Raw genomic sequence first — 22,914 nt, 5'->3', positions numbered from 1 at the left:
CACTGTAACGTCTAATTACTTTGTCATTTTTATACATAATTGTTTGAAATTATGTAGCCTTTTTTCAGTACAAGTCAAAATTATGCACAACGTTGTTGTGTATGGTTAGTTGCGTGGTTAAGCAACTAAGTTAGCAAACATTTACGAACCCGTGAATATTCCGCAGGAATATTCGCAAGTAAGCTCAATGAAGCAATTAATTATACACGGTGTTGTAAACAGTTTTATTCACACAAAAGATTATAATCCTCTATAATTTGTTTTACATCAAAATCCTCATATAAATCATCATTAATATACGACAAAACATTGTCACAATCTGAAAAATATTCTTTCATATAGTTCTTAAATGTTCGAAGGCTTGCTTTGTAAGCTATAGAAAGACCATCTGATTCTTGAAATACACGAGTCGCAACTTTTTCAGTTTCACGAATCATATAATATTCCTTTATTTTTTTTACTTTTTTTCCAGAACCAATTGGGTTATTTCCTTCAAAACCTGTGTTCACTGTGATTTTTATGGTTCGTATATAAAGTTTTACTTTTCCGTTTCTAATTAGTTTAAAAAGAGCCATTTTATTACTAGTCAATGGGACATATTCATAATATCCAAGGTCTGGATTTGATATTCCAGAAAAATATATTTTATGAACTTCAGTTTTGTCAAACTTCTTTTTCTTTCCTTTTTTGTCTTTTTTATATTCTAACTTGTTTTTTGAAAAAGATAACAGACTACCCGAAGTCATTGGGATTTTTAATAATCCTTTTAAAGTATCACCATTTTTCAAAATCACTTTTCCAGATGTCCAGTTATATTGTCCATAGCTTAAAGAAAAAGATAAAATTGAAATGATTAAAATAATGTTTTTTGTCATCGAAGTTATGTTGGTCAAATTGTTTACAACTAGTGATATAGCCACTAAAGTAACTGTTATCCCATTTTAATTTTAGGATAAGAATACTATTAAGCTTATTTACGTTTATAAAAATAACCAAAACAAATTAAACTTCTATACGTAAAGTCACGTCTGATTTTACACAAAAAACCACCAAGTTTTCACAAGGTGGCTTTTATATGTTATGTGTAAAAACACTTTGATTTAAGGCGCACTCGCCACAACACCAAGTGTGTAAAGTTGTTCCATTGTAGGACCATCGCTTCCACCTTCGGGTTCTAAAGTAATACCAAAGGCCTGGCTTTCGTTAGCATTGGCTATGGTAAATATTTTATTGTCGTCGGTATTAAAATCGTCTATGGTTCCTAAACTCGTAGGTGTTAACGGATTTAAGGTTAGCGACCATACTTGCCAAACTTTTCCTTCTGGTGCATTAGGTAGACCTTCTGCATCTAAATAAATAGTATTGTCGGCTTTATTCCAATAAACTTTTGCAAAGCTAGAGGCAAAATCACCTTGGCCACCAAGTGGTACAGCAATAATGTCTTTATCTCTTATTACATTTAATAGGTTTTTAGTGGCTGCCAAATCGGTTCTGGCATCTTCTATCTGTGTTTCGAGATACTGGTTTTCTATATCTGCGGTTTGTAATTGTTGTTCTAAATCGGTGTTCTGATTTAAAGTCCAAAATAAACCTGCGGCTAATAGAATTGAGGCTGCCCAACCTGTATAACTTATCCAATTAGTTTGTCTAGGTGGCAGTTGTACAACTTTAGTGTTTTCGGCATCTAATCTGGCCTTAATAGACTCAAAACCTTTTGCTCTTGGCGATACTGCTGCTGTTAATTTAAGGACAGCTCCTTCTATCTCTAAAACTTCTTGTAACAGTTTTGGGTGCTGTTGTAAAAGTTCATAGATCTCCTGATTTTCTGTTTCAGAAAGTTTCCCAGCTACGTATAGCTCTAAAATACCTGACTCTATGTATGCGTTTATATCCATATTACAATACCATATCTCTTAATTGTTGTATACAGTTCCGGTTTCTCGTTTTAATAGTACCAATTGGCATTTGTAATTCTTCCGAAGCTTCTTTTTGAGTAAATCCTTTAAAATAAAGGAGCTCAATTACTGCTTTGCATTTTTCGCCTAATTGCGTTACAAATTTCTTAATACCAATGGCATCCGTACTGTCGTCTAAATTATCATGGCTGGCTATGATATCTACGAAATAATCAGTGTTTAGGTTTTGTTTGGATTGTTTAAACGCTTTAGAACGTGTCTTATCTATAGCTGCATTGCGCGCTATATTAAGAATCCACGTAAAAAAGCGTCCTTTTTTTGAAGAGTAAGTTTCCGATTTATGCCATGCCTTTATAAAGACATCTTGCATTAACTCGTCTGCAATAGCCGTGTCTTTCACAATATTGTAAACGACTCCATGTATGCTTTTATGATACATACCATAAAGTGTTTCAAAAGCGGCGTGATTTTTATCTTGAAACTGTTTTACCAGTAATTCTAATTCCATGTATTAGCGATTTTTTATTTAGAATCTTTCGCAGTAATGGGGAAGAAGAATCGCCGCAATTATTCTAACAATTTAATGTTATGTATGTATTATGAGGTTATTCAATAATTCCTGCACAACCAACACGTGCACCAGCGGCACCAGTAGGCTGTGTTGTTAAATCATCGACTCCAATATGTACGATAACTGCTTTTCCTAATATATCTTTGGTCTCGTCTCCACAACCAATACACCACTCATCTGTAGTTTTTGTAATTGTAGCACGTCCGTTAACATTAGCAGTAAGATTACCAATATCACCTTTGTGATAACCAGTCTCTGCTCCCCAAGCACCATGTGGCTGACCTGTAGGATTCCAATGTCCACCAGACGATGTGCCATCTTCTGCAGAACAATCTGCTTTTTCATGGATATGGATGGCATGTTCACCTTCTTCTAAACCGGTAACAGTACCAACCATGGTTACAAAACCATTTTTTTCACTAAAGTTAATAGTACCTTCTACGCTACTACCACTTTTTGGGTATAGTGAAACGGATAAATTTTTCTCAGTAGCATCTTCGTTTACGATTTCTTCAAAATCAGTTTCAACAGTAGTTTCTGTTTCTTTTTTTGTCTCTTTACACGAGGTTGCAAATACTACAGTGCACGCAAGTGCAAATAATCTTATATTTTTCATTGGTTAGTGTTTTGTTAATTAGATATAAAAGTAGTTAGATATTAATAAGAAACCAAATAAGACTAATAGATGTGTTAAAGATATTAGGTATTGAGTTAACAATATGTAATTTTAAGTTTGTAGTACTACAACTAAGGGTTTGTTGGTTAGTATGTTGAAAGTTGAAACTATTATTTATTTTAAACAATAAAAATCTAATATGATAAAAATCATATTTTAAGAGTAGGCTTACTAGTAATTTTGACTTTGAATAAAAAGCTATGTGTCAATCGTTAATTACTAAATATAATGTTTCAGGTCCTCGTTATACGAGTTATCCAACGGTTCCGTATTGGGATTTAGACTCCTTTTCTTTAATCCAATGGAAAGCATCTTTAAAGCGTTCTTTTGAAGAAAGTAATACGTCTGAAGGCTTAAGTTTATACATTCATTTACCATTTTGCGAAAGCTTATGCACCTTTTGTGGTTGCCATAAACGCATTACAAAACGACACGAAGTAGAGTCTCCATACATAAAAGCGGTTTTAAAAGAATGGAGTTTGTATTTGGAGCTATTAGGAAGCAAACCAAAGATTAAAGAATTACATCTCGGTGGAGGCACACCGACATTTTTTTCGCCAGAACATCTTCATTATTTAATTTCTGAATTATTAAAGGATGCTGAATTGGCAGAAGACTATGAGTTTAGTTTTGAAGGTCACCCTAATAATACCACAGAAGCACATTTACAAACCTTATATGATTTAGGCTTTAGACGTGTTAGTTATGGAGTTCAGGATTATAATCTTAACATTCAAAAAGCAATTAACCGTATTCAACCGTTCGAAAACGTAAAACGTGCTACAGATTTGGCGCGTAAAATTGGTTATACTTCTGTGGGGCATGATATTATTTTTGGATTGCCATTTCAAACAGAAACCGATGTTATTGCAACCATAAATAAAACAAAATCCTTAATGCCAGACCGTATTGCATTTTATAGTTATGCGCATGTGCCATGGATAAAAGGAAATGGTCAACGCGGATTTAGTGATGCAGATTTACCAACACCAGATTCTAAGCGTCAGCAATATGAAACAGGAAAACAGTATTTTGAAGCAGCAGGTTATGTAGAAATAGGAATGGATCATTTTGCCTTAAAAACGGACTCGCTTTATAAAGCCATAAAAACGGGCACTTTGCATCGTAATTTTATGGGGTACACAGCTTCTAAAACACAAGCTATGATTGGTTTGGGAGTGTCATCTATTAGTGATAGTTGGTATGGGTTTGCTCAAAATGTTAAATCTAATGAGGAGTATTACCATTTGTTAGAGCACAATATTATTCCGGTGTTTAAAGGCCATATTCTAAACGACGAAGATTTAGTGATTAGAAAACACATCCTTAATCTAATGTGTCATTTTAAAACAGATTGGGAGGATCAATCGTTAGTGTTTAAAGAATTACCAGAAGTACTTGTTAAATTAAAAGAATTTGAATTGGACGGTTTACTGCAATTTGAATATAAACAAGTCATTGTAACCGAGAAAGGAAAAGCTTTTATAAGGAATATATGTATGGCTTTCGATTTGCTATTACAACGCAAAAAACCAGAAACACAGTTGTTTTCAATGACTATTTAATATGAAAAAATGGAACACGCCTATTCAAAATTTAATTATCTTAAGGGGTAATTAATAGCGAACAGCATGTGACAATTAAAAAATAAAAAAACATGAAAAAAATAATTGTACCAGTAGATTTTTCAGAACATTCCGAATTTGCGCTCGAAGCTGCAGCTAGCTTAGCTCAAAAGTATGGATCTGAACTTATTGTATTACACATGTTAGAGTTGTCTAATGCAATTATTTCGTCTGCAAGCGAAGCTTTAAATCAAGAAGCTGTTTTTTATTTAAAACTTGCGGAGCAAAAATTTGAAAGCTTTTTAGATAAACCCTATTTAGAAGGTATTACACTTACACCAATAGTGAAACATTTTAAAGTGTGGAGTGAAGTGAATATGGTGGCTGCTGACCACCATGCAGATTTAATAATTATGGGCTCTCAGGGAGTAAGTGGTTTTAAAGAAGTGTTTGTAGGTTCTAATACCGAAAAAGTAGTGCGGCATTCTGATATTCCTGTTTTGGTTATTAAACACAATCCGATTTTAATGGATTTTGAAAATGCAGTATTTGCTTGCGACTTCTCTGAAGAAACTGTGGAGCCTTACTTAAAAGCCAAAGCGATTTTTGACTTTCTTGGTACAAAATTACACTTGGTATATGTGAATTCACCTGATGGGAATTTTAAAAGTTCTTCTGAAATAGATAAACGTGTATCTCACTTTTTAGGAAAAGCAGAAGGAAATTTAGACAACTTAAGCCAAGTTAATATTGTGTCAGATTACTCTATAGAGAAAGGAATTCTCAATTTTTCTAATGTTATTGGTGCAGATCTTATAGCTGTGGCAACACATGGTAGAAAAGGTTTATCGCATTTATTTGAAGGTAGTGTTTCTGAAGATATTGCAAATCATTCCACCTTGCCAGTTATGACCTTTAAAATATAATTGATGATGTTATTATAATAGTTAGTGTTATTAACCATCGTCCTAAAAACGCCATTGATTTCTTCTTTGGCGTTTTTTTATTTAATGATATGAAATGGATTGAAATACTTAAGTCTTTTGAATCTAAAAACGATAGCCAAGTCTTAAATGTAGATTTAATGAGAAATCATTCTTATTGTTTATATAGACATTTTTTTCTTTAATATAATGTATGTATCCTATTCCGATGCCTGTTTCATAAGTGAAATGCTTACCAACATTACGTCTAATTCCCCAAGTTGGTGTGATGGAAATATCACTAATAAAATTAATGTTATCAGCGATAGAGCCTATTACGATATCGGGATGGTAGGTGGTTTTTACTGAAATAAAATTACCACTGTTTCCATCTATGCGTCGCGATTTAGAAACTCTTTTGTTAAGATTGTAATACCAACGTGGTTCTAATGTAATTGCAGGAACCAGAATAAAGCCACGGCTACCGACAAAGCTGTTGCTGAAAAAGCCTGCGTCTAATCCAAGCTCACTTCGTAATGCTATGGAGTTTGAGAGTTTAGATTCATTGTGTCCCCAAATACCAAGAAAACCAGTTTGTACGCCGTAAGTGGATTGTTCTACGCTAGCATCTTGTGCGGTTAATGTTGTGATTGAGAGACTGAAAATGAATAAAAAGAATAGATTTTTCATGGTTTTGATGGATTGATGATGTTGATTTATAGAGAGCTAATATATCAATTATCATTCCACGTTGTAAGAATTTATTTGTGTTTTAATGACATTCTATAGCACTAACGGCTGTTTCTACAACCGGAGCAGGTGAGAGGTAAGGAATGCCTAAGCCTAGTCCACGAAGAATAAATAATAAACCAATAACCACCACAAAAACAGGAATTGCTTTTTGAATGCGTTGTTTTATAGTTGAATTTAGAAACTTTCCTAAATAAATAGCTGTGGTCATTAAGGGAATTGTACCAAGCCCAAATAAAACCATATACAAACTACCTTCTGATAAACTGCCTGTAGCTACAGCACCAAAAACGGCCATATAAACTAAGCCACAAGGTAAAAAACCATTAAGAAAACCGATGGTTAAAAATGTATCTGCAGTTTTCTTTTTTAAAGCTTTCCCTAAAGACGTTTTTACTTTAGATATGAGTTTGTAAAGTGGTTTTGTAAGGTTGTATTTACCAAAAGCTCTTTGAGGAAGAAGGATGACAAGAATCATTAATATTCCTATAATTATTGAAAGCTGTTGTTGAATGCCAAAGATGTAAAGGCTTTTTCCAACAAGACCAAACACCAAACCAATAATGCTATAAGCCATTAGACGACCAAAATGGTATAGGCCAATCTGGCTTATTTTTCTAAATGAATTAGACCGATCTACAGGTAGCATAAAGGCAATTGGTCCACACATACCAACGCAGTGTAAACTCCCTAATAAGCCTAATATGAGCGCCGAGACTAACATTTAATATGTGATTTCAGTTTTATAGATATAAGAATTTGTGTTATATTTCCAATCTACAGTAATGTTCCAACGACCACCTAATAAACGTTTGTCAGGTATGAGCAAATTGTGGTTTGATAGAGAAATTGGAATTTCAAAATCAAATTGTTTATCAGATGGTCTGTATAGGAACACTTTACCTTTAATAGTATTTATATCTAAGTCTTCAGGAAATATAAGGATAACGCCTTCGTCACTCTTTTTCCAAGTAATATTCGTTTTTAAGGTTTTAGAGTGTTGTTCTTTATTTAAATCCTCTTGAAACTCTAGTTCTTGACCATAATAGTCTTCTGTTACTAAATCAAAATCATACTTATCATCTGTACTCATAGTAATAATAAAGTACATGATAAAGCTAATGAAAGCTACAAACGCGATTACAATTCCTGTTCCCCAATTTATTTTCATAATCCAACTTCCTGCCAAAGCAGGAATCTCTTTTTAGTTAATACACTTCTTGCTATGGCAAGAATATTTGTTTCTTTATACCTACAAGGTTTTTGAAACCTTGCAGGATTAATCGATTGAAAACTGCTAGGTTTTTATTGCACTTCTGTCAAGACGAATCTTCCGCTTTTTTAGACCAGAAAAGTTTTAAAAACGTCCCTAAAATTCCTTTTAGGGGACACTACTCATAACTAATTACTCTCATGGAACACCTAAATAATGTCGTGCTTCCAACGTCTCACTTCTAGCTTTTTTTTAATTATAACTCCGAGGTCCTAAAAAGTTAACTGTTGTGGTCTCAATTAATTCATCCTTACTATAAACCTCAATAATTAATTTAATTCTATCGTCGGACAATTCACTTTTATTAATTTCAATAAATAAAGTCCCTTGTTCTAATTCTTGAGCAGGAATTTTAAAATTTTCAGTTGTTGAAACCATCTTAACAGTGCCTTTAAATTTTCTAAGTTTAAAACTAATGTTATTGATGTCTTTTGTAGTTTTATTGACTAATTTGTATGTAAATACATTACTAATCATGTTATTTTCTTTGGTCTCATAAAGTTGACCAGGAAGCCTAAGTATAGTCGCTTCAACATCATTTCTAAGAAATAGTAAGCCAATAAAAATTCCGGTTAAAATGGTTAAAACGGCTATATAGCCTTTCATTCTAGGCGTTATTTTGAACTTTTCTTTTCTTTCAATTTCATCTTCACTAGCAAATCTAATCAGTCCTTTTGGGAGATTGATGCTTTCCATAATATGATCGCATTCATCAATACAAGCCGTACAGTTTACACATTCTAATTGTGTTCCGTTTCTAATATCGATACCTGTTGGACAGACATTAACACATTGCAAACAATCAATACAATCTCCGTGTCCTAAAGCCTCTCGATCTTCGTTTTTTCTGAATTTCTTTCTGCCATTTTCTGCTTCGCCACGTTTATGATCGTAAGCAACAACTATAGATTTATCATCTAATAATACACTTTGCAATCTACCATAAGGACAAGCAATAATACAGACTTGCTCTCTAAACCATGCAAACACAAAGTAAAATACCGCTGTAAAAATGATTAGAGGAAAAAGTGTTCCTAAATGATCTAACGGATTGCCAGTGATGTATTTTATTAATTTATCACTTCCAATTAAATAAGCCAAAAACACATTTGCAATTAAAAACGAAATGATTAAAAAGATGAACCACTTAAATCCTTTCTTTCTTATTTTTTCAGCATTCCACTCTTGCTTATCTAATTTTCGTTGTTTGTTTCTATCTCCTTCAATCCAGTATTCTATACGTCTAAAAACCATTTCCATGAAAATGGTTTGTGGACAAATCCAACCACAAAACACACGCCCAAAACTGACCGTAAATAAAGCGATAAATACAATACCAATAAGCATTGATATTACCACAAGGTAAAAATCTTGAGGCCAAAAGGGTAAGCCAAAAACATTAAAGCGACGCTCTAAAATGTTGAATAATAAAAACTGGTTCCCATTTATCTTTATAAATGGTGCAGCAAGTAAGAATATGAGTAAACCATAACTTATAAACTTGCGATATTTGTAAAGCTTACCACTTGGTTTTTTAGGGTATACCCAAGCGCGTTTACCATCTTCGGTTACTGTACCTATCGTATCTCTAAACGATTCGTGTTCTGATGGTTCCAATTTTTATTTTATTTATTTTATTAGTCTATTGTTTCTTCTTTCCAAACATCGCCTTCGGCAGGTTTAGGTTGTGCAGGTGTAGTGCCTTGAAATTGTAAAACATAGCTAGCAACTTGTGCTATTTCAGCAGGTTTTAAACTCTGTTTCCAAGCAATCATACCTTTTCCGTCTCTACCACCTTCGGAAACGGTTTTAAATACGTTTTTAATACCACCACCCAAAATCCAATGCTCATCTGCTAGGTTAGGGCCAATTCCACCACCACCATCAGCTTGATGACAGGCGATACAATTCACTTCAAAAATTTTCTGACCACTACTTAAGTCTGAAGCTTCTGTTAACAATTCAACCGTATTAAAATCTACAAGATCTTTAGCGGTTCTCTTGTATTCTTCGATAGCTATTTTTGCTTCAGCATATTCTGTTGCGAGTTCATCAATCTGACTATCTCCATCAAATACTTCATATTTAAACAAATAGATAACTGCAAAGATTATTGAGGCATAAAACCCATACAACCACCATGGCGGTAAATCATTATCTAATTCTTTAATACCATCGTAGTTATGGTCTAGAATAATTTCATGCTCTTCCTGAATAGGTTTCGATCCTAGTAATTTGATGTATTTTTCATTGATCCAAACAACTAGTTTAGATTCTTTTTGTTTGTTAGCATCATAACGTGCCTTACCTGCGTCGTCTAAACTTTGATAAAGGATATTAGTTAAAGAACTTGCAATAGCTTCAATACCTATTAATACTAAGAGGATTAATAATAGAAATAATAGTATTGCTGGCTGTTCCATAAATGCTGGTTGGTCACCAGATTCTACAAAATATTCTATTAGTAAGACAATGATAAAAAATACAACCGGTATTCTTAACCAGGATGGAATACTGTTTCTCATAGTTCTGTTTCGTTTTGGTTATCTAATTCTAATGGTAAATTACTGACGCGATTAATGTATTCTTTTTTTGCTGTGAAAACCCACCAAAATAGGATGACAAAAAAGCTAAAAAAGATGATTAAGGATATAATTGGGTAGATTTCTATTCCAGAAATACTATCCATATGGTTTTTTACAAATTTTAGCATAGCTTTATTCTTGAGTGGTTTCTAAATCTTTTACTTTTATATCAGTTCCTAAGCGCTGTAGGTAAGCAATTAACGCTGTGATTTCACGATTCTTAACTTCAATGAACTTTTTACCAGTGTCTTCGGCTTCTTTTTTACCGGCCGCAAATGATGTCGATAAATCAGAATCTTCATATAAGTTTTGTTCAATTTCAGATCCTTGCTCTAACATATGTTGTTGAGCATTGGCAATGTCTTCATCGGTATATGGAACTCCAAGTGCTACCATGGTTTTCATTTTAGCTTCAGTTTGAGATTTATCTAATTCATCTCTAATTAACCATTGGTATGCTGGCATAATCGATCCACTTGAAACACCTTGAGGATCAAACATGTGCTTAAAGTGCCATGAATCTGGTCGTCCACCTGTCATTTTTCCTCCAACACCTTCTCTGGCTAAATCTGGTCCGGTTCGCTTACTTCCCCAAAGGAAAGGGTGATCGTATACAAATTCCCCGGCTTTAGAATATTCACCATAACGTTCTACTTCACTTCTAAACGGACGAATCATTTGTGAGTGACAGCCCACACAACCTTCTCTAATGTAAATATCTCTACCTTCTAATTCTAAAGGAGTATAAGGTTTTACGCTAGATAATGTTGGGATATTAGACTTTACCATAATTGTTGGCACAATCTGAACAATACCTCCAATTAATATCGCTATGGTAGCGAAGATGGTTAATTTTATTGGTTTACGTTCTAATACAGAATGCCATCCTTCTCCTGCAGTTCTGTGTTTTGAGACACGCTGTAAAGCTGGTGCTTCTGCTAATTCGTCTTCTACTGCGCTACCTTGTCTTATCGTAACATAAACGTTATATATAAGTATTAACATACCTGTAATGTATAGCGTTCCTCCAATAGCACGCATCCAATACATTGGCATAATTTCAGTAACTGTCTCTAAAAAGTTACCATACTTTAAGGTACCGTCTGGATTAAACTGCTTCCACATACTTGCTTGAGTGAATCCTGCAACATATAAGGGTAACGTATAGAATATAATACCTAAAGTTCCTATCCAAAAGTGAGCATTTGCTAATTTGGTTGAGTATAATTTAGTTTTTACTAATCTCGGAATTAACCAATAGATCATACCAAAGGCTAAGAAACCATTCCATGCTAAGGCACCAACGTGCACGTGTGCAATAATCCAATCGGTAAAGTGACCAATAGCATTAACATTTTTAAGTGATAAAAGAGGGCCTTCAAAAGTAGCCATACCATAACCTGTAAGTGCTACTACCATGAATTTTAAAACAGGATCTGTACGTACTTTATCCCATGCACCACGCAAGGTTAAAAGTCCGTTGATCATACCACCCCAAGATGGCATTAATAACATTACTGAAAAAGCAACACCTAAGTTTTGAGCCCATTCTGGTAAAGCGGTGTATAATAAATGGTGAGGTCCTGCCCAGATATAAATAAATATTAAAGACCAAAAGTGAATGATAGATAGTCTATAAGAATATACAGGTCTGTTGGCTGCTTTTGGTACAAAGTAATACATCAATCCTAAAAACGGCGTAGTTAAGAAAAATGCCACAGCATTATGTCCATACCACCATTGTACTAAGGCATCTTGCACACCAGCGTAAACAGAATAACTCTTCATGCCTGTTAAGCTTACAGGAAGTGATAAACTATTAAATATATGAAGTACGGCAACCGTAACAAATGTTGCTAAGTAAAACCATATAGCAACATACATATGGCGTTGACGACGTTTTAAAATGGTACCAATTAAGTTCCAACCAAAAACAACCCATACCACTGCAATAGCAATATCAATAGGCCATTCTAGTTCGGCATATTCTTTAGAAGATGTGTAACCTAAAGGTAATGTAATTGCGGCAGCGACAATAATGGCTTGCCAACCCCAAAAATTAATTTTACTTAAGGTGTCGTTAAACATTCTGGCTTTTAGTAATCGTTGCGAGGAATAGTAAACACCAGCAAATATGGCATTACCTACAAAGGCAAAAATAACAGCATTGGTATGTAATGGTCTTAATCTACCAAAACTAAGCCATGAAACACCATCGGTTAGGTTTGGGAAAACGAACATAAATGCTAGTAATAATCCTACCAACATGCCTATTACACCCCAAAATATAGTGGCATAAAGGAAATTTTTAACGATTTTGTTATCGTAATAAAATTGTTGTACATCCATAATAATTAATTGTTCTTAGTCGTTTTTATAGTTGGTTTTGGTTCTTCTTTTACGAGTTCGTCTTCAAAAAGCATACGAACAGATGGAGTATAGTCGTCATCGTATTGCCCGGACTTTACTGCCATTATAAAAAAGACAAAGAAAATCACGCCAATAACAACGCTAACTGATAATAAAATATAAATAACACTCATACCTACTGAAGTTATGGCTCAAAAGTAATATTGAAGCCGGTTTGAAAATATGATAAAAATCATGTTTCCTTATTTTTAATCATTCTAGCCGCTTTCCTAAAAGATTTGTAGCAATTGTTGTAAATATAACAATACTAATAGAGCTTAGAGGCATTAATATTGCTGCAACTACAGGTTCTAATTGTCCGGTTGTAGCAAAGTATAATCCAATAACATTGTAAAAAAATGATAATACAAAGCTCCACTTAATAATTTTTATGGCTGATTTAGATGCTGAAATATAGTTATACAATTGCTTAAATTTTGAAGCATCTAATATCGCATCACAAGCAGGTGAGAAGACGTTTACATCTTCAGAGATAGCTATACCGACATTACTTTGTGCCAATGCACCAGCATCATTTAGACCATCACCAATCATTAAGACTTTGGCTCCTTCTGACTGATGATATTTAATGAATTCTAATTTATCTTCTGGTTTTTGATTGAAAATTAATTTGGTTTTAGCCGGTAATAATTTTTTTAAATTTTCGAGCTCACCTTCATTATCCCCAGAGAGAATAACCAAATCAAAATGGCGCTTTAGCTGATTAAATAATTTTGAAACCCCTTTTCGATAGCTGTTGTAAAAGGTGAATTTCCCCTTGTAAACATTATTGCTACTCACGTGAACAGTAGTATTTAAAATCGTACTTTGATTAGGATTTCCGACAAAACTAGCAGAACCAATTTTCATGTTTACAGCATTGTGCTTTGCTTCAATTCCCTTACCAATGTGTTCTTCAAAAGTATCAAGTGTAATGATATTATGTTCTTCTAAAATAGTGTATAATGTTCTACTTAAGGGATGGTTGGATCCTCTGAGTGAATTTTTAAGAACTACATTTTCAGAATCTGAAAGCAAATCACCATCATATTCTGCATTACTATCTTTATTAGACGTAATGGTTCCTGTTTTATCAAAAATCACCGTGTTTATTTGGGCCAATTGTTCAATTACAGTGGCATTTTTTACATAGAATTTTTGTTTACCAAAGATCCTTAATAGATTCCCAAAAGTAAAAGGTGCCGAAAGTGCAATGGCACAAGGACAGGCAATTATTAATACCGCTGTAAAGACATTCATAGCTTTACTAGGATCTACAAACAGCCAAAATGTAGTGGCAATAAAAGCAACAGTTAATATCGCTATTGTAAAATGTTTACTGATGGTGTTGGTAATATTTGTAAAACCATCTTCTTTGTTTTTATTAAAAACATCGTTACTCCATAATTGTGTGAGATAACTCTGCTCAACAGACTTTAGCGCTTCCATTTCAATAACTCCATTGGTTTGTTTACCACCTGCAAATAATTTATCACCAGATTTTTTGGAAACGGTTTGTGATTCACCAGTAACAAAACTGTAATCTATTTTTGCTTTTCCGTTAATAAGAATACCATCAACAGGAATTAACTCTTCATTCCGAATTAAAATACGGTCACCTTTTTCAATATCGTAAACCTGAATAGAATTCTCGTTACCTGATTTATCAATTTTAGTGATGGCAATCGGAAAGTATGATTTATAGTCGCGCTCAAAAGATAGGAAATTGTATGTTTTTTGCTGGAAGAATTTTCCGCTTAATAGAAAGAATATTAAACCAGCCAAACTATCAAAAAAGCCAGAGCCTAAATCGAACATAATTTCAATAGTACTCCTAATAAAAAGCACAGAAACTCCAAGTGCGATTGGAACATCAATATTTAAAATCCTAGCCTTTAACCCTTTATATGCCGAAATGAAATAATCTTGAGCAGAATAAAAAACAATGGGTAAAGACATGGCAAACATAAGCCATCTAAAGAGCGGTTTGTATTGCTCTAACCAAAACTCATTGACTTCAAAATACTCTGGAAAAGACAAAAACATAATATTACCAAAACCAAAAGCTGCCACTCCAAGTTTATAGATTAAACTTCGGTTAATATCCTTTTTTCCAGAGTTAAAATCTTCTAAACTGATATAAGGTTCATAGCCAATAGAGCTTAATAATAATACCACAGATTTTAAATTGGTAGTTTCAGAATTATAGGTGACTCTGACGGTTTTCTTACCAAAATTAACTTGAGAATCTGAAATACCAGGATTAAGCTTGTTTAGATTTTCTAGAATCCAAATACAAGAACTACAGTGAATATGCGGAATGTAAAGCGTGGCAATCTCTAAAGCACCATCTCTAAACTCCGTGAGTTTTTCAATAATGTTTTCCTGAGAAAGAAAATCATATTTACCTTCTATTTCCTTTGGAGTAGCTCCAGGGGAATTTTGTAAATCGTAATAACAGGTTAAATCGTTCTCATTAAAAATCTCGAAAACAGTTTTACAACCGTTACAACAAAAAGACTTTTCTTGAAAAGAAATAACATGATTACCACAGCTATCACCACAGTGAAAACATGTTGCGTTTTCCATTTTTAATTTGCTCAATTATACCTGATACAAAAGTCGTTAAACAAGTGAGTATAAACTATGATATTTATCATGTTTTCATTAACTTTGACTTTAATAGTTATAGGGATGATAAAATGCGAACAATGTATCGTAAAACAATTTAATGCTTTGAAATCTTTAGAGAAAGATGATTTAATTCGTATCTCTGGTTGTAAGACTTCTAAATTTATAAAAAAAGGTGAAACTTTATTTAGAGAAGGTGAAAGTATAAACGGTGTTTACTGTATTAAGGAAGGAGTGTGTAAGCTAATTAAGTTGAGCGCTAACGGTAAAGACCAAATTGTGAAACTTGTCGTGAGAGGCGATTTATTAGGCCAACGTTCGTTAGTTACAGACGAAAAATCTAACCTTACCGCTATTGCTGTAAATGAGATGGAAATTTGTTTTATTCCTAAAAGTGAGATTCTAAATGATTTATCAAAAAATGCAAATTTTTCTTTAGATATGCTTCAAGATATGGCGAAGGAACTTAGAATTGCAGATAATGTCATTGTAGATATGGCTCAGAAATCGGTAAAACAACGTTTAGCTGATGTATTAGTCTATTTAAACACCACTTTCGATAACGATGAAAAGGGGTATTTAGGTGTAACGTTATCTAGAGAAGATTACGCTAATCTTGTAGGAACTGCAACGGAATCCGCCATTAGAATTTTATCTCAATTTAAAAAAGAAGGTTACATTTCTACGACTGGTAAACAGATCAAAATTTTAGATTTAGAAGGTTTAAAACGTATTGAATAATGTTATTAATGCTATGATACGTTTCTAAGCGTATTGTTAATTTTGAAATATTTAATCTTCTCAATCCTTCTGTTTTAACACATCTACATAAGTTGATGTGTTCTATGCTGCTTTTATTTGGAATAATTTTGAATATTTCAACTCATTAAATGTGTCTAGTTAAGCTATGCCGTGTTTGAATAGTCTCTCTATTCCTCTAATTAAACCTTAGTTGTTTTTGAGTAGTTAAAAAGCAAAAAGTGGAATCCATTTTCTAAAAGTGGAGTTAATGCTTCGTAGAGGTATTGGAAAAGCATTATTTTTACATAGCTATGAAACGCGCATTATCAAAATTTCATCACAGAAAGGCTGAGAATAGTAGCGAACTGTATGTGTCAGTTAAACAATAATAAAGAGAAACACATGAAAGAAAAAACAAATAAATCGGGTTTCGTCTTTAAAACCTACGAAGCTCCGCATCAGTCTCCTTTCGAAAAACTCTTCGAAATTTTTAAGGAGCTTATTACACATACCTCAGGAGATTTTGATGAAGCTATTGAATGGTTACGTAGTCTTGATAAAGAGTATGAGTTAACGACCCCAGAGTATACCATTGATGATTTTATTGAAGACCTAAAGAATAAAGGTTACATACGAGAAGAACTAGATCCTAACGGAACAGGTGAGGGAGGTATGACGATTACTGCGAAAACAGAACGCGCTATCCGCCAGCAAGCCTTAGATCAGATTTTTGGAAAGATTAAACGCAGTGGTTCGGGTAATCACAAAAGCAAAGGTGTTGGTCTAGGAGATGAACATACGGGGGATTTAAGAGCCTATCAATTTGGAGATGGTTTAGATAAAGTCTCTATGACAGAGAGTTTAAAAAACGCTCAAATCAATAATGGTGTTGGCGATTTTAGTCTAACGGAAGACGATTTGGTAGTTGAAGAAACCCTTCATAAAAGCCAAATGAGTACTGTTTTGATGATAGATATTAGTCACAGTATGATTCTTTATGGTGAAGACCGTATTACTCCAGCGAAGAAAGTAGCCATGGCTTTGGCGGAATTAATTACCACGCGTTATCCAAAAGACACTTTAGAAATATTAGTATTTGGAAATGATGCTTGGCCAATTAAAATCAAAGAATTACCCTATTTAAAAGTCGGTCCATATCACACCAATACTGTTGCAGGTTTGCAATTAGCGATGGATATGTTGCGTAGAAAACGTAATACCAACAAGCAGATTTTTATGATAACCGATGGTAAACCCAGTTGTTTGCGTATGCCAGACGGCCAGTATTATAAAAACAGTAACGGCTTAGATCCGTTTATCACTAACAAATGTTATGCGATGGCACAACAAGCAAGGCGTTTACATATTCCGATTACAACTTTTATGATTGCTGAGGATCCATATTTGATGCAATTTATTAGAGAATTTACGCAAGCCAATAGAGGAAAAGCATTCTACACCGGATTGAAAGGTTTAGGTGAAATGATTTTTGAAGATTACGAAAACAATAGGAAGAAGAGAATTAAAGGATAAATACAGCTTTTAGCTCTTAGGTATTAGCCTTTAGCTCAAACGAGCTCGCTAATAGCTAAAGGCTAATAGCCAAAAGCTATAAAATGAAAACAGAAAACATAAGTACACTCGGAGAATTAAAAAAAGCAGGACATCAATCAAAGTCTATTAAAGATGAATTGAGGGATAATCTTATTGAAAATATAAAGAATAAAGTCAATACGTTTGAAGGCATTCACGGTTATGAAAATACGGTAATTCCAGAATTAGAACGTGCGATTCTATCTAGACATAATATTAATTTATTAGGATTAAGAGGACAGGCAAAAACACGTTTAGCAAGGATGATGGTGAATTTGTTGGATGAAAACATTCCAGTCGTAGCAGGTTCTGAAATTAATGACGATCCCTTAGCTCCAATTTCAAGATTTGCGGTAGAATTGATTGCTGAAAAAGGAGATGATACTCCAATAACTTGGTTACATAGAAATGATCGTTTTGCTGAAAAATTAGCCACACCAGATGTAACCGTTGCCGATATTATTGGTGATGTCGATCCGATAAAAGCAGCGAATTTAAAATTGAGTTATGCAGATGATCGTGTGATTCACTACGGTATGATTCCTAGAGCGAACCGTTGCATTTTTGTTATAAACGAATTGCCAGATTTACAAGCACGAATTCAAGTCGCTTTATTTAATATTTTACAAGAAGGAGATATTCAAATTAGAGGATTCAAATTACGTTTACCTTTAGACATGCAGTTTGTATTTACGGCAAATCCTGAAGATTATACCAATAGAGGAAGCATTGTGACTCCTTTAAAAGATAGAATTGGTTCTCAGATTTTAACGCATTATCCAGAATCTGTAGAAACGGCAAGAACCATTACTGCACAAGAAGCGAAACTAGATTCTAGACAATCGGAATCTGTTTATGTCCCTGAATTAGCTAAAGATTTATTAGAACAAATTAGTTTTGAAGCCAGAGAAAGCGAATATGTAGATGTTAAAAGTGGAGTCAGTGCACGTATGAGTATTACGGCTTTTGAGAATTTACTAAGTACCGCAGAACGTCGTGCTTTAATTGCTGGTGACGATACAACAACAGTACGTTTATCAGATTTTACAGGAGTCATTCCTGCAATTACAGGAAAAGTGGAATTAGTGTATGAAGGAGAACAAGAAGGTGCTGATTTTGTAGCTAACGCTTTAATGGAAGCTGCAGTAAAAACCTTATTTCCTAAATATTTCCCTAAAGTTGAAAAGTTAGAAAAGCAAGGTGATGAAACTCCTTATGATGAATTAATCTCATGGTTTTTCAATGGTGATGGTTTCGAATTGTTAAACGAATATGACGATAAAGCTTATAAAGAAAAATTAGATGAGGTCACTCCGTTGGATGCTCTAATTGCGGATTATCAACCAGAAATTGATCCAAAAGATGTCTATTTTGAAAAGGAATTTATTCTTTGGGGATTAACGCAATTTAAGAAATTGAGCAAATATAGTTATTCCGAAGGTATGCAGTTTAAAGATCCTTATGGAAGTTATATTAGTGGGTTGTAGGTTATAAAATCTTAAAACACCCCTAAGGTCCCCTCGAGGGGACAATCCTTCAGATAATATTAGCTCTAGATAATATTAGAGCTACTGTCCCCTTGAGGAGACCTAGGGGTGTAATAGTTTATTTTTGAGCTTAATTATGTATAAGCTATAACTTACCAAATATCACGACTTTTAATATTAGCATCGCAGAGTTTAATAATCTCTGCGATTCTTTTTTGTTTTGTCGCTTCGCGTTTAGCTTGGTTTAACCAATACAAATAATGTTTTCTATAACTCGGTGCAAAGTTGAGGTAGTTCTCAAAAGCCTTTTCGTTAGTATCAAAGGCTTGTTGAAGATTACTAGGAATAATTCCATTTTCTACATCATCTAATGCTGTCCAACTGCCATTTTCCTTTGCAATTTGAATAGACTGATGTCCACTTTTGTGGATTAAGTGCGCTTTATGTAATTGCGCTATATGATTTTTGTTTACCGCACTCCAGACACTTTTGGGCTTTCGTGGGCAAAAATATTGTCTACGTTTTCCGTCTCCTAAACTTTTTACTGTGGAATCTATCCAGCCAAAACAAAGGGCCACTTTTACGGCTTCTTCCCAACGCATAGAGTCCTTTTTATGATCGACTTTGTAGAAAATTAAATGAACACCTTTTACAGAATCGTGATAGTTTAGCAACCATTCTCGCCATTCCGTGTCTGTTTTAAAATATAATTCTTGTAAATCCATGTTCATTTCCCGAGAAAGCGGGAATCTTTTGTTTTAGACCTGTCAGGTTTTTAAAACCTAACAGGTCTTTTTATATTTTGTTTGAGTTAACGTAAAAATCACGATCAATGTTAAAACTATCCGATTTGATGTTTTTAGTCTGCCATTTTGCTTTTGGGAACAACCATTCGGATTTGCCATCAATGTCAACTTGAATAGGCATATCAAACCCCTCAACAATGTCTGTCCAACGGTATTTTAGTTCTCCCTTTTTTATTTCATATTCCAAAGTCGGAATTTTAATCGTTCTTAAATATTGATTAAAAAATTCAGTTAAATCAATACCTGAGTGCTCACTTAAGTAGTCTTCAATCTGCTTCGTTGTTACCGTTTGATGATAAAATTCTGAATTTAAACCTCTCAGCATTTGTCTCCATTTTTCGTCATCTTCAATGAGTTGACGAAGCGTATGCAACATATTGGCACCTTTATAATACATATCGCTAGAGCCTTCATTGTTCACATTGTAGGTGCCAATTAAAGGTTTATCGTTTTGAATATTAGCACGTGTACCAATCACATAATCGGCAGACGCTTCTTTGCCATAATAATAGTCTAAAAATAAATTTTCAGAGTAGGAGGTGAAGCCTTCGTGAATCCACATATCAGCGATGTCTTTGTTAGTGATATTGTTAGCAAACCATTCGTGACCAGCTTCGTGGATAATAATGAAATCAAACTTTAAACCCCAACCTGTGCCAGATAAATCGCGACCTAAATAGCCTTGTTTGTATTGGTTTCCGTAGGTTACAGAACTTTGGTGCTCCATGCCTAAATAAGGGACTTCAACTAATTTAAAACTATCTTCATAAAATGGGTAAGGACCAAACCAATGCTCAAAGGCTTTCATCATTTTTGGAGCATCTTTAAAATGATCTCTGGCGATTTCTAAGTTCTCTTTTAGAACATAATAATTCATATCTAAATCCCCTTTTTCACCTTTAAAGACTTCAGAGAAATTAACATAGTCTCCAATATTCACATTAACTCCATAATTATTAATTGGATTGCTCACAAACCAATGTGAAGTAACGGTGTTGTTATTATTTTTAACCAGTTTTCTAAGACGACCGTTAGACACATTCGTCAACCCTTTTGGATTGGTAACGCTAATCAGCATACTATCCACTTCGTCATACATGTGGTCTTTGTTTGGCCACCACACACTAGCACCTAAACCTTGGCAAGAGGTGGCAATAAAATGCTTGCCGTTTTGATCTTTCTTCCATGAAAACCCACCATCCCAAGGAGCGCGTTTGGCTTCTCTTGGATAACCATTGTAATGAATTTCAATGGATTTGATGTCTCCAATATTTTGCTTTGTAGGAATTAAAATAAAATTGGCGTTACCTTCAATTTGTACCTCTAATTCTTTGCCATCTTGAATCGCCTTGGTTATTTCCATGGGCTGTTGCAAATCGATTTGCATAAACTCATTAGGCTCTGAAACTACTTTATAATAAATAGTGTTTTTCCCTGAAATGAACTTGAGCTCTGGTTTTATTTCAATATCTAAATGGTAATAAGTTAAATCCCACCATTCGCGCTCTGGAGTGATGCTTCCTCTTAGGGTATCTTGATGTGTGAATTTTTCTTTACCTTGAAGTAATCCTTGACTGTGACAAGTTGAAATTAAAAGTATAGCAGAAAATGCTAATAAAAAATTTTTCATTTTAGAAAGGTTTATCGCATGATACTATTAGGAAAGACAACAACACTTTCATGGCCATCAGCACTTACCGCTGCGACTCCAAAAAAGAAATTATCAATAACGATACCCTCTAAAGTAAATTCGGTAACACCTTCTACATAACGGCTGTGGTCCCAAGTTGGAGATGTCGTATCTCTCCAATAGATTTTATAACCTTTGGCACCTTCAACGTTATTCCATTGTAATTTAGCAGAGGCTTCCACAATGCCACCAATACTAACCTCGGTTGGAGACGGTGGAGCAGAAGCAAGGCTTGCCATAGTAATGGCGTTGACAGTGGTTAATTTTTTGCAATACGGAAAGTTAACATGCTCAAAAGTGTCTCCGTATGCAATCCCGTTTTCTGTACGAATATCTTGATGCTGTTGCGTATAATTTTCGTGAGCTTCCATAATTCGGATACCAGCAAAGCCTGCATCATTAAAAGGTCTATGATGACCTCCACGTCCAAAACGATCTAAGCGATAAACCAGCATTGGGTTCATCTCTGGCATGTAGGTTTTTGTTGTTTTGTATATGAATCGAGCTAACTGACGCGAAATTCCATCGACTTCACCACCATAAAAACGTCTTGCTCTCGCTTGTTTTGCTAATGCTTCAGGATCTGTTTCCGACGTTGTAATTGGTTCTGAGAAAATTCTGAAGGTGCGGTTATCAATCACACCATCAACTCCAGAGATATTTCCAATCATGTCATTATTTAAAACTCCAATTATGTCCCAATGATGCTCTTTGGCATATGTTGCCAAACCTTGTCCTCCAAACAAACCTTGTTCTTCACCCGAAAGTCCAACATATATAATACTATTTTCAAATTTATATTGAGACAAAACTCTAGCGGCTTCAATAGCACCTGCCATTCCTGTGGCATTGTCATTAGCACCTGGTGCATCTGAAGTAAAATCATTAGGGTCAGAAACTCTAGAATCGATATCACCACTCATTATGATATAGCGATTTGGATATGTAGTACCACGTTGAATGGCGACCACATTAACGACCATAACATCTTTTACGATACGTTGATTCTCTCCTTTTTTTACTAAATCCTTCTGGTAGAACACCTCTAAGCAATCGTTACAATCTTTAGAAATGGTTTCGAATTCTGATTTTATCCAACGACGCGCGGCTCCAATACCACGCGTATTAGAAATGGTATCGCTAAGTGTATGTCGTGTTCCATAATCGACTAAGGTTTTTACGTCTTTGCGTAAATTTTCTTCTGAGATTGCATCTATAATATCGTAGATTTTTTGGTCAGTTTGAGCACTAACACTAATCGTTAGAGCTAATGTGAATAATACTAAAAATTTGTTCAT

21 protein-coding genes are annotated in these 22,914 nt (G+C 34.3%); 5 read left to right on the top strand and 16 right to left on the bottom strand.

What is annotated here, in order from left to right:
- Positions 1-224: 224 nt before the first annotated feature.
- The 4 genes from HM984_RS08565 to HM984_RS08550 all read right to left on the bottom strand — a co-directional run bounded on the left by HM984_RS08565 (position 225) and on the right by HM984_RS08550 (position 3,103).
- The gene (locus HM984_RS08565) at positions 225-875 is read right to left on the bottom strand and encodes a hypothetical protein (RefSeq protein WP_179348862.1); all 651 of its coding nucleotides are present in this window, start codon (positions 873-875) and stop codon (positions 225-227) included.
- Between the two features lie 225 nt (positions 876-1,100).
- Positions 1,101-1,895: an anti-sigma factor gene (locus HM984_RS08560; RefSeq protein ID WP_115809184.1), complete on the bottom strand. Its 795-nt coding sequence runs from the start codon at positions 1,893-1,895 to the stop codon at positions 1,101-1,103.
- Between the two features lies 1 nt (position 1,896).
- Entirely contained in the window at positions 1,897-2,424 is a 528-nt protein-coding gene (locus HM984_RS08555; RefSeq protein ID WP_115809186.1) for an RNA polymerase sigma factor, read from the bottom strand.
- A gap of 97 nt (positions 2,425-2,521) precedes the next feature.
- On the bottom strand, positions 2,522-3,103 hold the full coding sequence (locus tag HM984_RS08550; protein ID WP_115809188.1) for a superoxide dismutase family protein: 582 nt from the start codon (positions 3,101-3,103) through the stop codon (positions 2,522-2,524).
- A 260-nt stretch (positions 3,104-3,363) separates the two neighbouring features.
- Here HM984_RS08550 and hemN point away from each other — a divergent pair, with 260 nt between their 5' ends.
- Together hemN and HM984_RS08540 are read left to right on the top strand one after the other, a co-directional pair.
- Positions 3,364-4,728: an oxygen-independent coproporphyrinogen III oxidase gene (hemN, locus tag HM984_RS08545; protein WP_179348861.1), complete on the top strand. Its 1,365-nt coding sequence runs from the start codon at positions 3,364-3,366 to the stop codon at positions 4,726-4,728.
- 92 nt (positions 4,729-4,820) lie between these two features.
- Positions 4,821-5,654: a universal stress protein gene (locus HM984_RS08540; RefSeq protein ID WP_179348860.1), complete on the top strand. Its 834-nt coding sequence runs from the start codon at positions 4,821-4,823 to the stop codon at positions 5,652-5,654.
- Between the two features lie 123 nt (positions 5,655-5,777).
- On the opposite strand, the gene HM984_RS08535 is transcribed toward HM984_RS08540, so the two are convergent.
- From HM984_RS08535 to HM984_RS08495, 9 genes are all read right to left on the bottom strand, one after another.
- A complete protein-coding gene (locus HM984_RS08535; RefSeq protein ID WP_179348859.1) occupies positions 5,778-6,341 on the bottom strand; it encodes a hypothetical protein in 564 nt (187 codons plus the stop codon).
- Positions 6,342-6,423: 82 nt separating this feature from the next.
- A complete protein-coding gene (locus HM984_RS08530; RefSeq protein WP_179348858.1) occupies positions 6,424-7,125 on the bottom strand; it encodes a sulfite exporter TauE/SafE family protein in 702 nt (233 codons plus the stop codon).
- Positions 7,126-7,572 (bottom strand): FixH family protein, encoded by a 447-nt coding sequence (locus HM984_RS08525; RefSeq protein ID WP_179348857.1) that lies wholly within the window; start codon positions 7,570-7,572, stop codon positions 7,126-7,128.
- 294 nt (positions 7,573-7,866) lie between these two features.
- A complete protein-coding gene (ccoG, locus tag HM984_RS08520) occupies positions 7,867-9,291 on the bottom strand; it encodes a cytochrome c oxidase accessory protein CcoG (RefSeq protein ID WP_179348856.1) in 1,425 nt (474 codons plus the stop codon).
- A gap of 20 nt (positions 9,292-9,311) precedes the next feature.
- Positions 9,312-10,199, bottom strand: a complete 888-nt coding sequence (locus tag HM984_RS08515) for a cbb3-type cytochrome c oxidase N-terminal domain-containing protein (protein ID WP_115809202.1) — start codon at positions 10,197-10,199, stop codon at positions 9,312-9,314.
- Positions 10,196-10,387, bottom strand: a complete 192-nt coding sequence (locus tag HM984_RS08510) for a CcoQ/FixQ family Cbb3-type cytochrome c oxidase assembly chaperone (protein ID WP_115809204.1) — start codon at positions 10,385-10,387, stop codon at positions 10,196-10,198. The genes HM984_RS08515 and HM984_RS08510 overlap by 4 nt, the downstream gene beginning before the upstream one ends.
- A 4-nt stretch (positions 10,388-10,391) precedes the next feature.
- Positions 10,392-12,608, bottom strand: coding sequence for a cytochrome-c oxidase, cbb3-type subunit I (gene ccoN, locus HM984_RS08505; RefSeq protein ID WP_115809206.1), 2,217 nt, complete (start codon positions 12,606-12,608; stop codon positions 10,392-10,394).
- A gap of 5 nt (positions 12,609-12,613) precedes the next feature.
- Positions 12,614-12,802 (bottom strand): cbb3-type cytochrome oxidase assembly protein CcoS, encoded by a 189-nt coding sequence (ccoS, locus tag HM984_RS08500; RefSeq protein WP_020896805.1) that lies wholly within the window; start codon positions 12,800-12,802, stop codon positions 12,614-12,616.
- 79 nt (positions 12,803-12,881) lie between these two features.
- Positions 12,882-15,257, bottom strand: coding sequence for a heavy metal translocating P-type ATPase (locus HM984_RS08495; protein WP_179348855.1), 2,376 nt, complete (start codon positions 15,255-15,257; stop codon positions 12,882-12,884).
- A gap of 105 nt (positions 15,258-15,362) precedes the next feature.
- On the opposite strand from HM984_RS08495, the gene HM984_RS08490 reads away from it, so the two are divergent.
- The 3 genes from HM984_RS08490 (at position 15,363) to HM984_RS08480 (ending at position 19,120) form a co-directional block, all read left to right on the top strand.
- Positions 15,363-16,040 (top strand): Crp/Fnr family transcriptional regulator, encoded by a 678-nt coding sequence (locus HM984_RS08490; RefSeq protein WP_115809210.1) that lies wholly within the window; start codon positions 15,363-15,365, stop codon positions 16,038-16,040.
- Between the two features lie 402 nt (positions 16,041-16,442).
- Entirely contained in the window at positions 16,443-17,573 is a 1,131-nt protein-coding gene (locus HM984_RS08485; RefSeq protein WP_179348854.1) for a vWA domain-containing protein, read from the top strand.
- A gap of 83 nt (positions 17,574-17,656) precedes the next feature.
- Entirely contained in the window at positions 17,657-19,120 is a 1,464-nt protein-coding gene (locus HM984_RS08480) for a MoxR family ATPase (protein WP_179348853.1), read from the top strand.
- A 152-nt stretch (positions 19,121-19,272) separates the two neighbouring features.
- On the opposite strand, the gene HM984_RS08475 is transcribed toward HM984_RS08480, so the two are convergent.
- The 3 genes from HM984_RS08475 to HM984_RS08465 form a co-directional block, all read right to left on the bottom strand.
- Complete coding sequence (locus HM984_RS08475) at positions 19,273-19,845, bottom strand: YdeI/OmpD-associated family protein (RefSeq protein ID WP_179348852.1); 573 nt, start codon at positions 19,843-19,845, stop codon at positions 19,273-19,275.
- A gap of 70 nt (positions 19,846-19,915) precedes the next feature.
- Positions 19,916-21,556: a M1 family metallopeptidase gene (locus tag HM984_RS08470; RefSeq protein WP_179348851.1), complete on the bottom strand. Its 1,641-nt coding sequence runs from the start codon at positions 21,554-21,556 to the stop codon at positions 19,916-19,918.
- Positions 21,557-21,567: 11 nt separating this feature from the next.
- Positions 21,568-22,914: a M28 family peptidase gene (locus HM984_RS08465; protein ID WP_179348850.1), complete on the bottom strand. Its 1,347-nt coding sequence runs from the start codon at positions 22,912-22,914 to the stop codon at positions 21,568-21,570.

This window comes from Winogradskyella pacifica (genome assembly GCF_013403915.1).
Taxonomy (GTDB): Bacteria; Bacteroidota; Bacteroidia; order Flavobacteriales; family Flavobacteriaceae; genus Winogradskyella; species Winogradskyella pacifica.
This window is presented reverse-complemented; position numbering and strand designations above follow the sequence as displayed.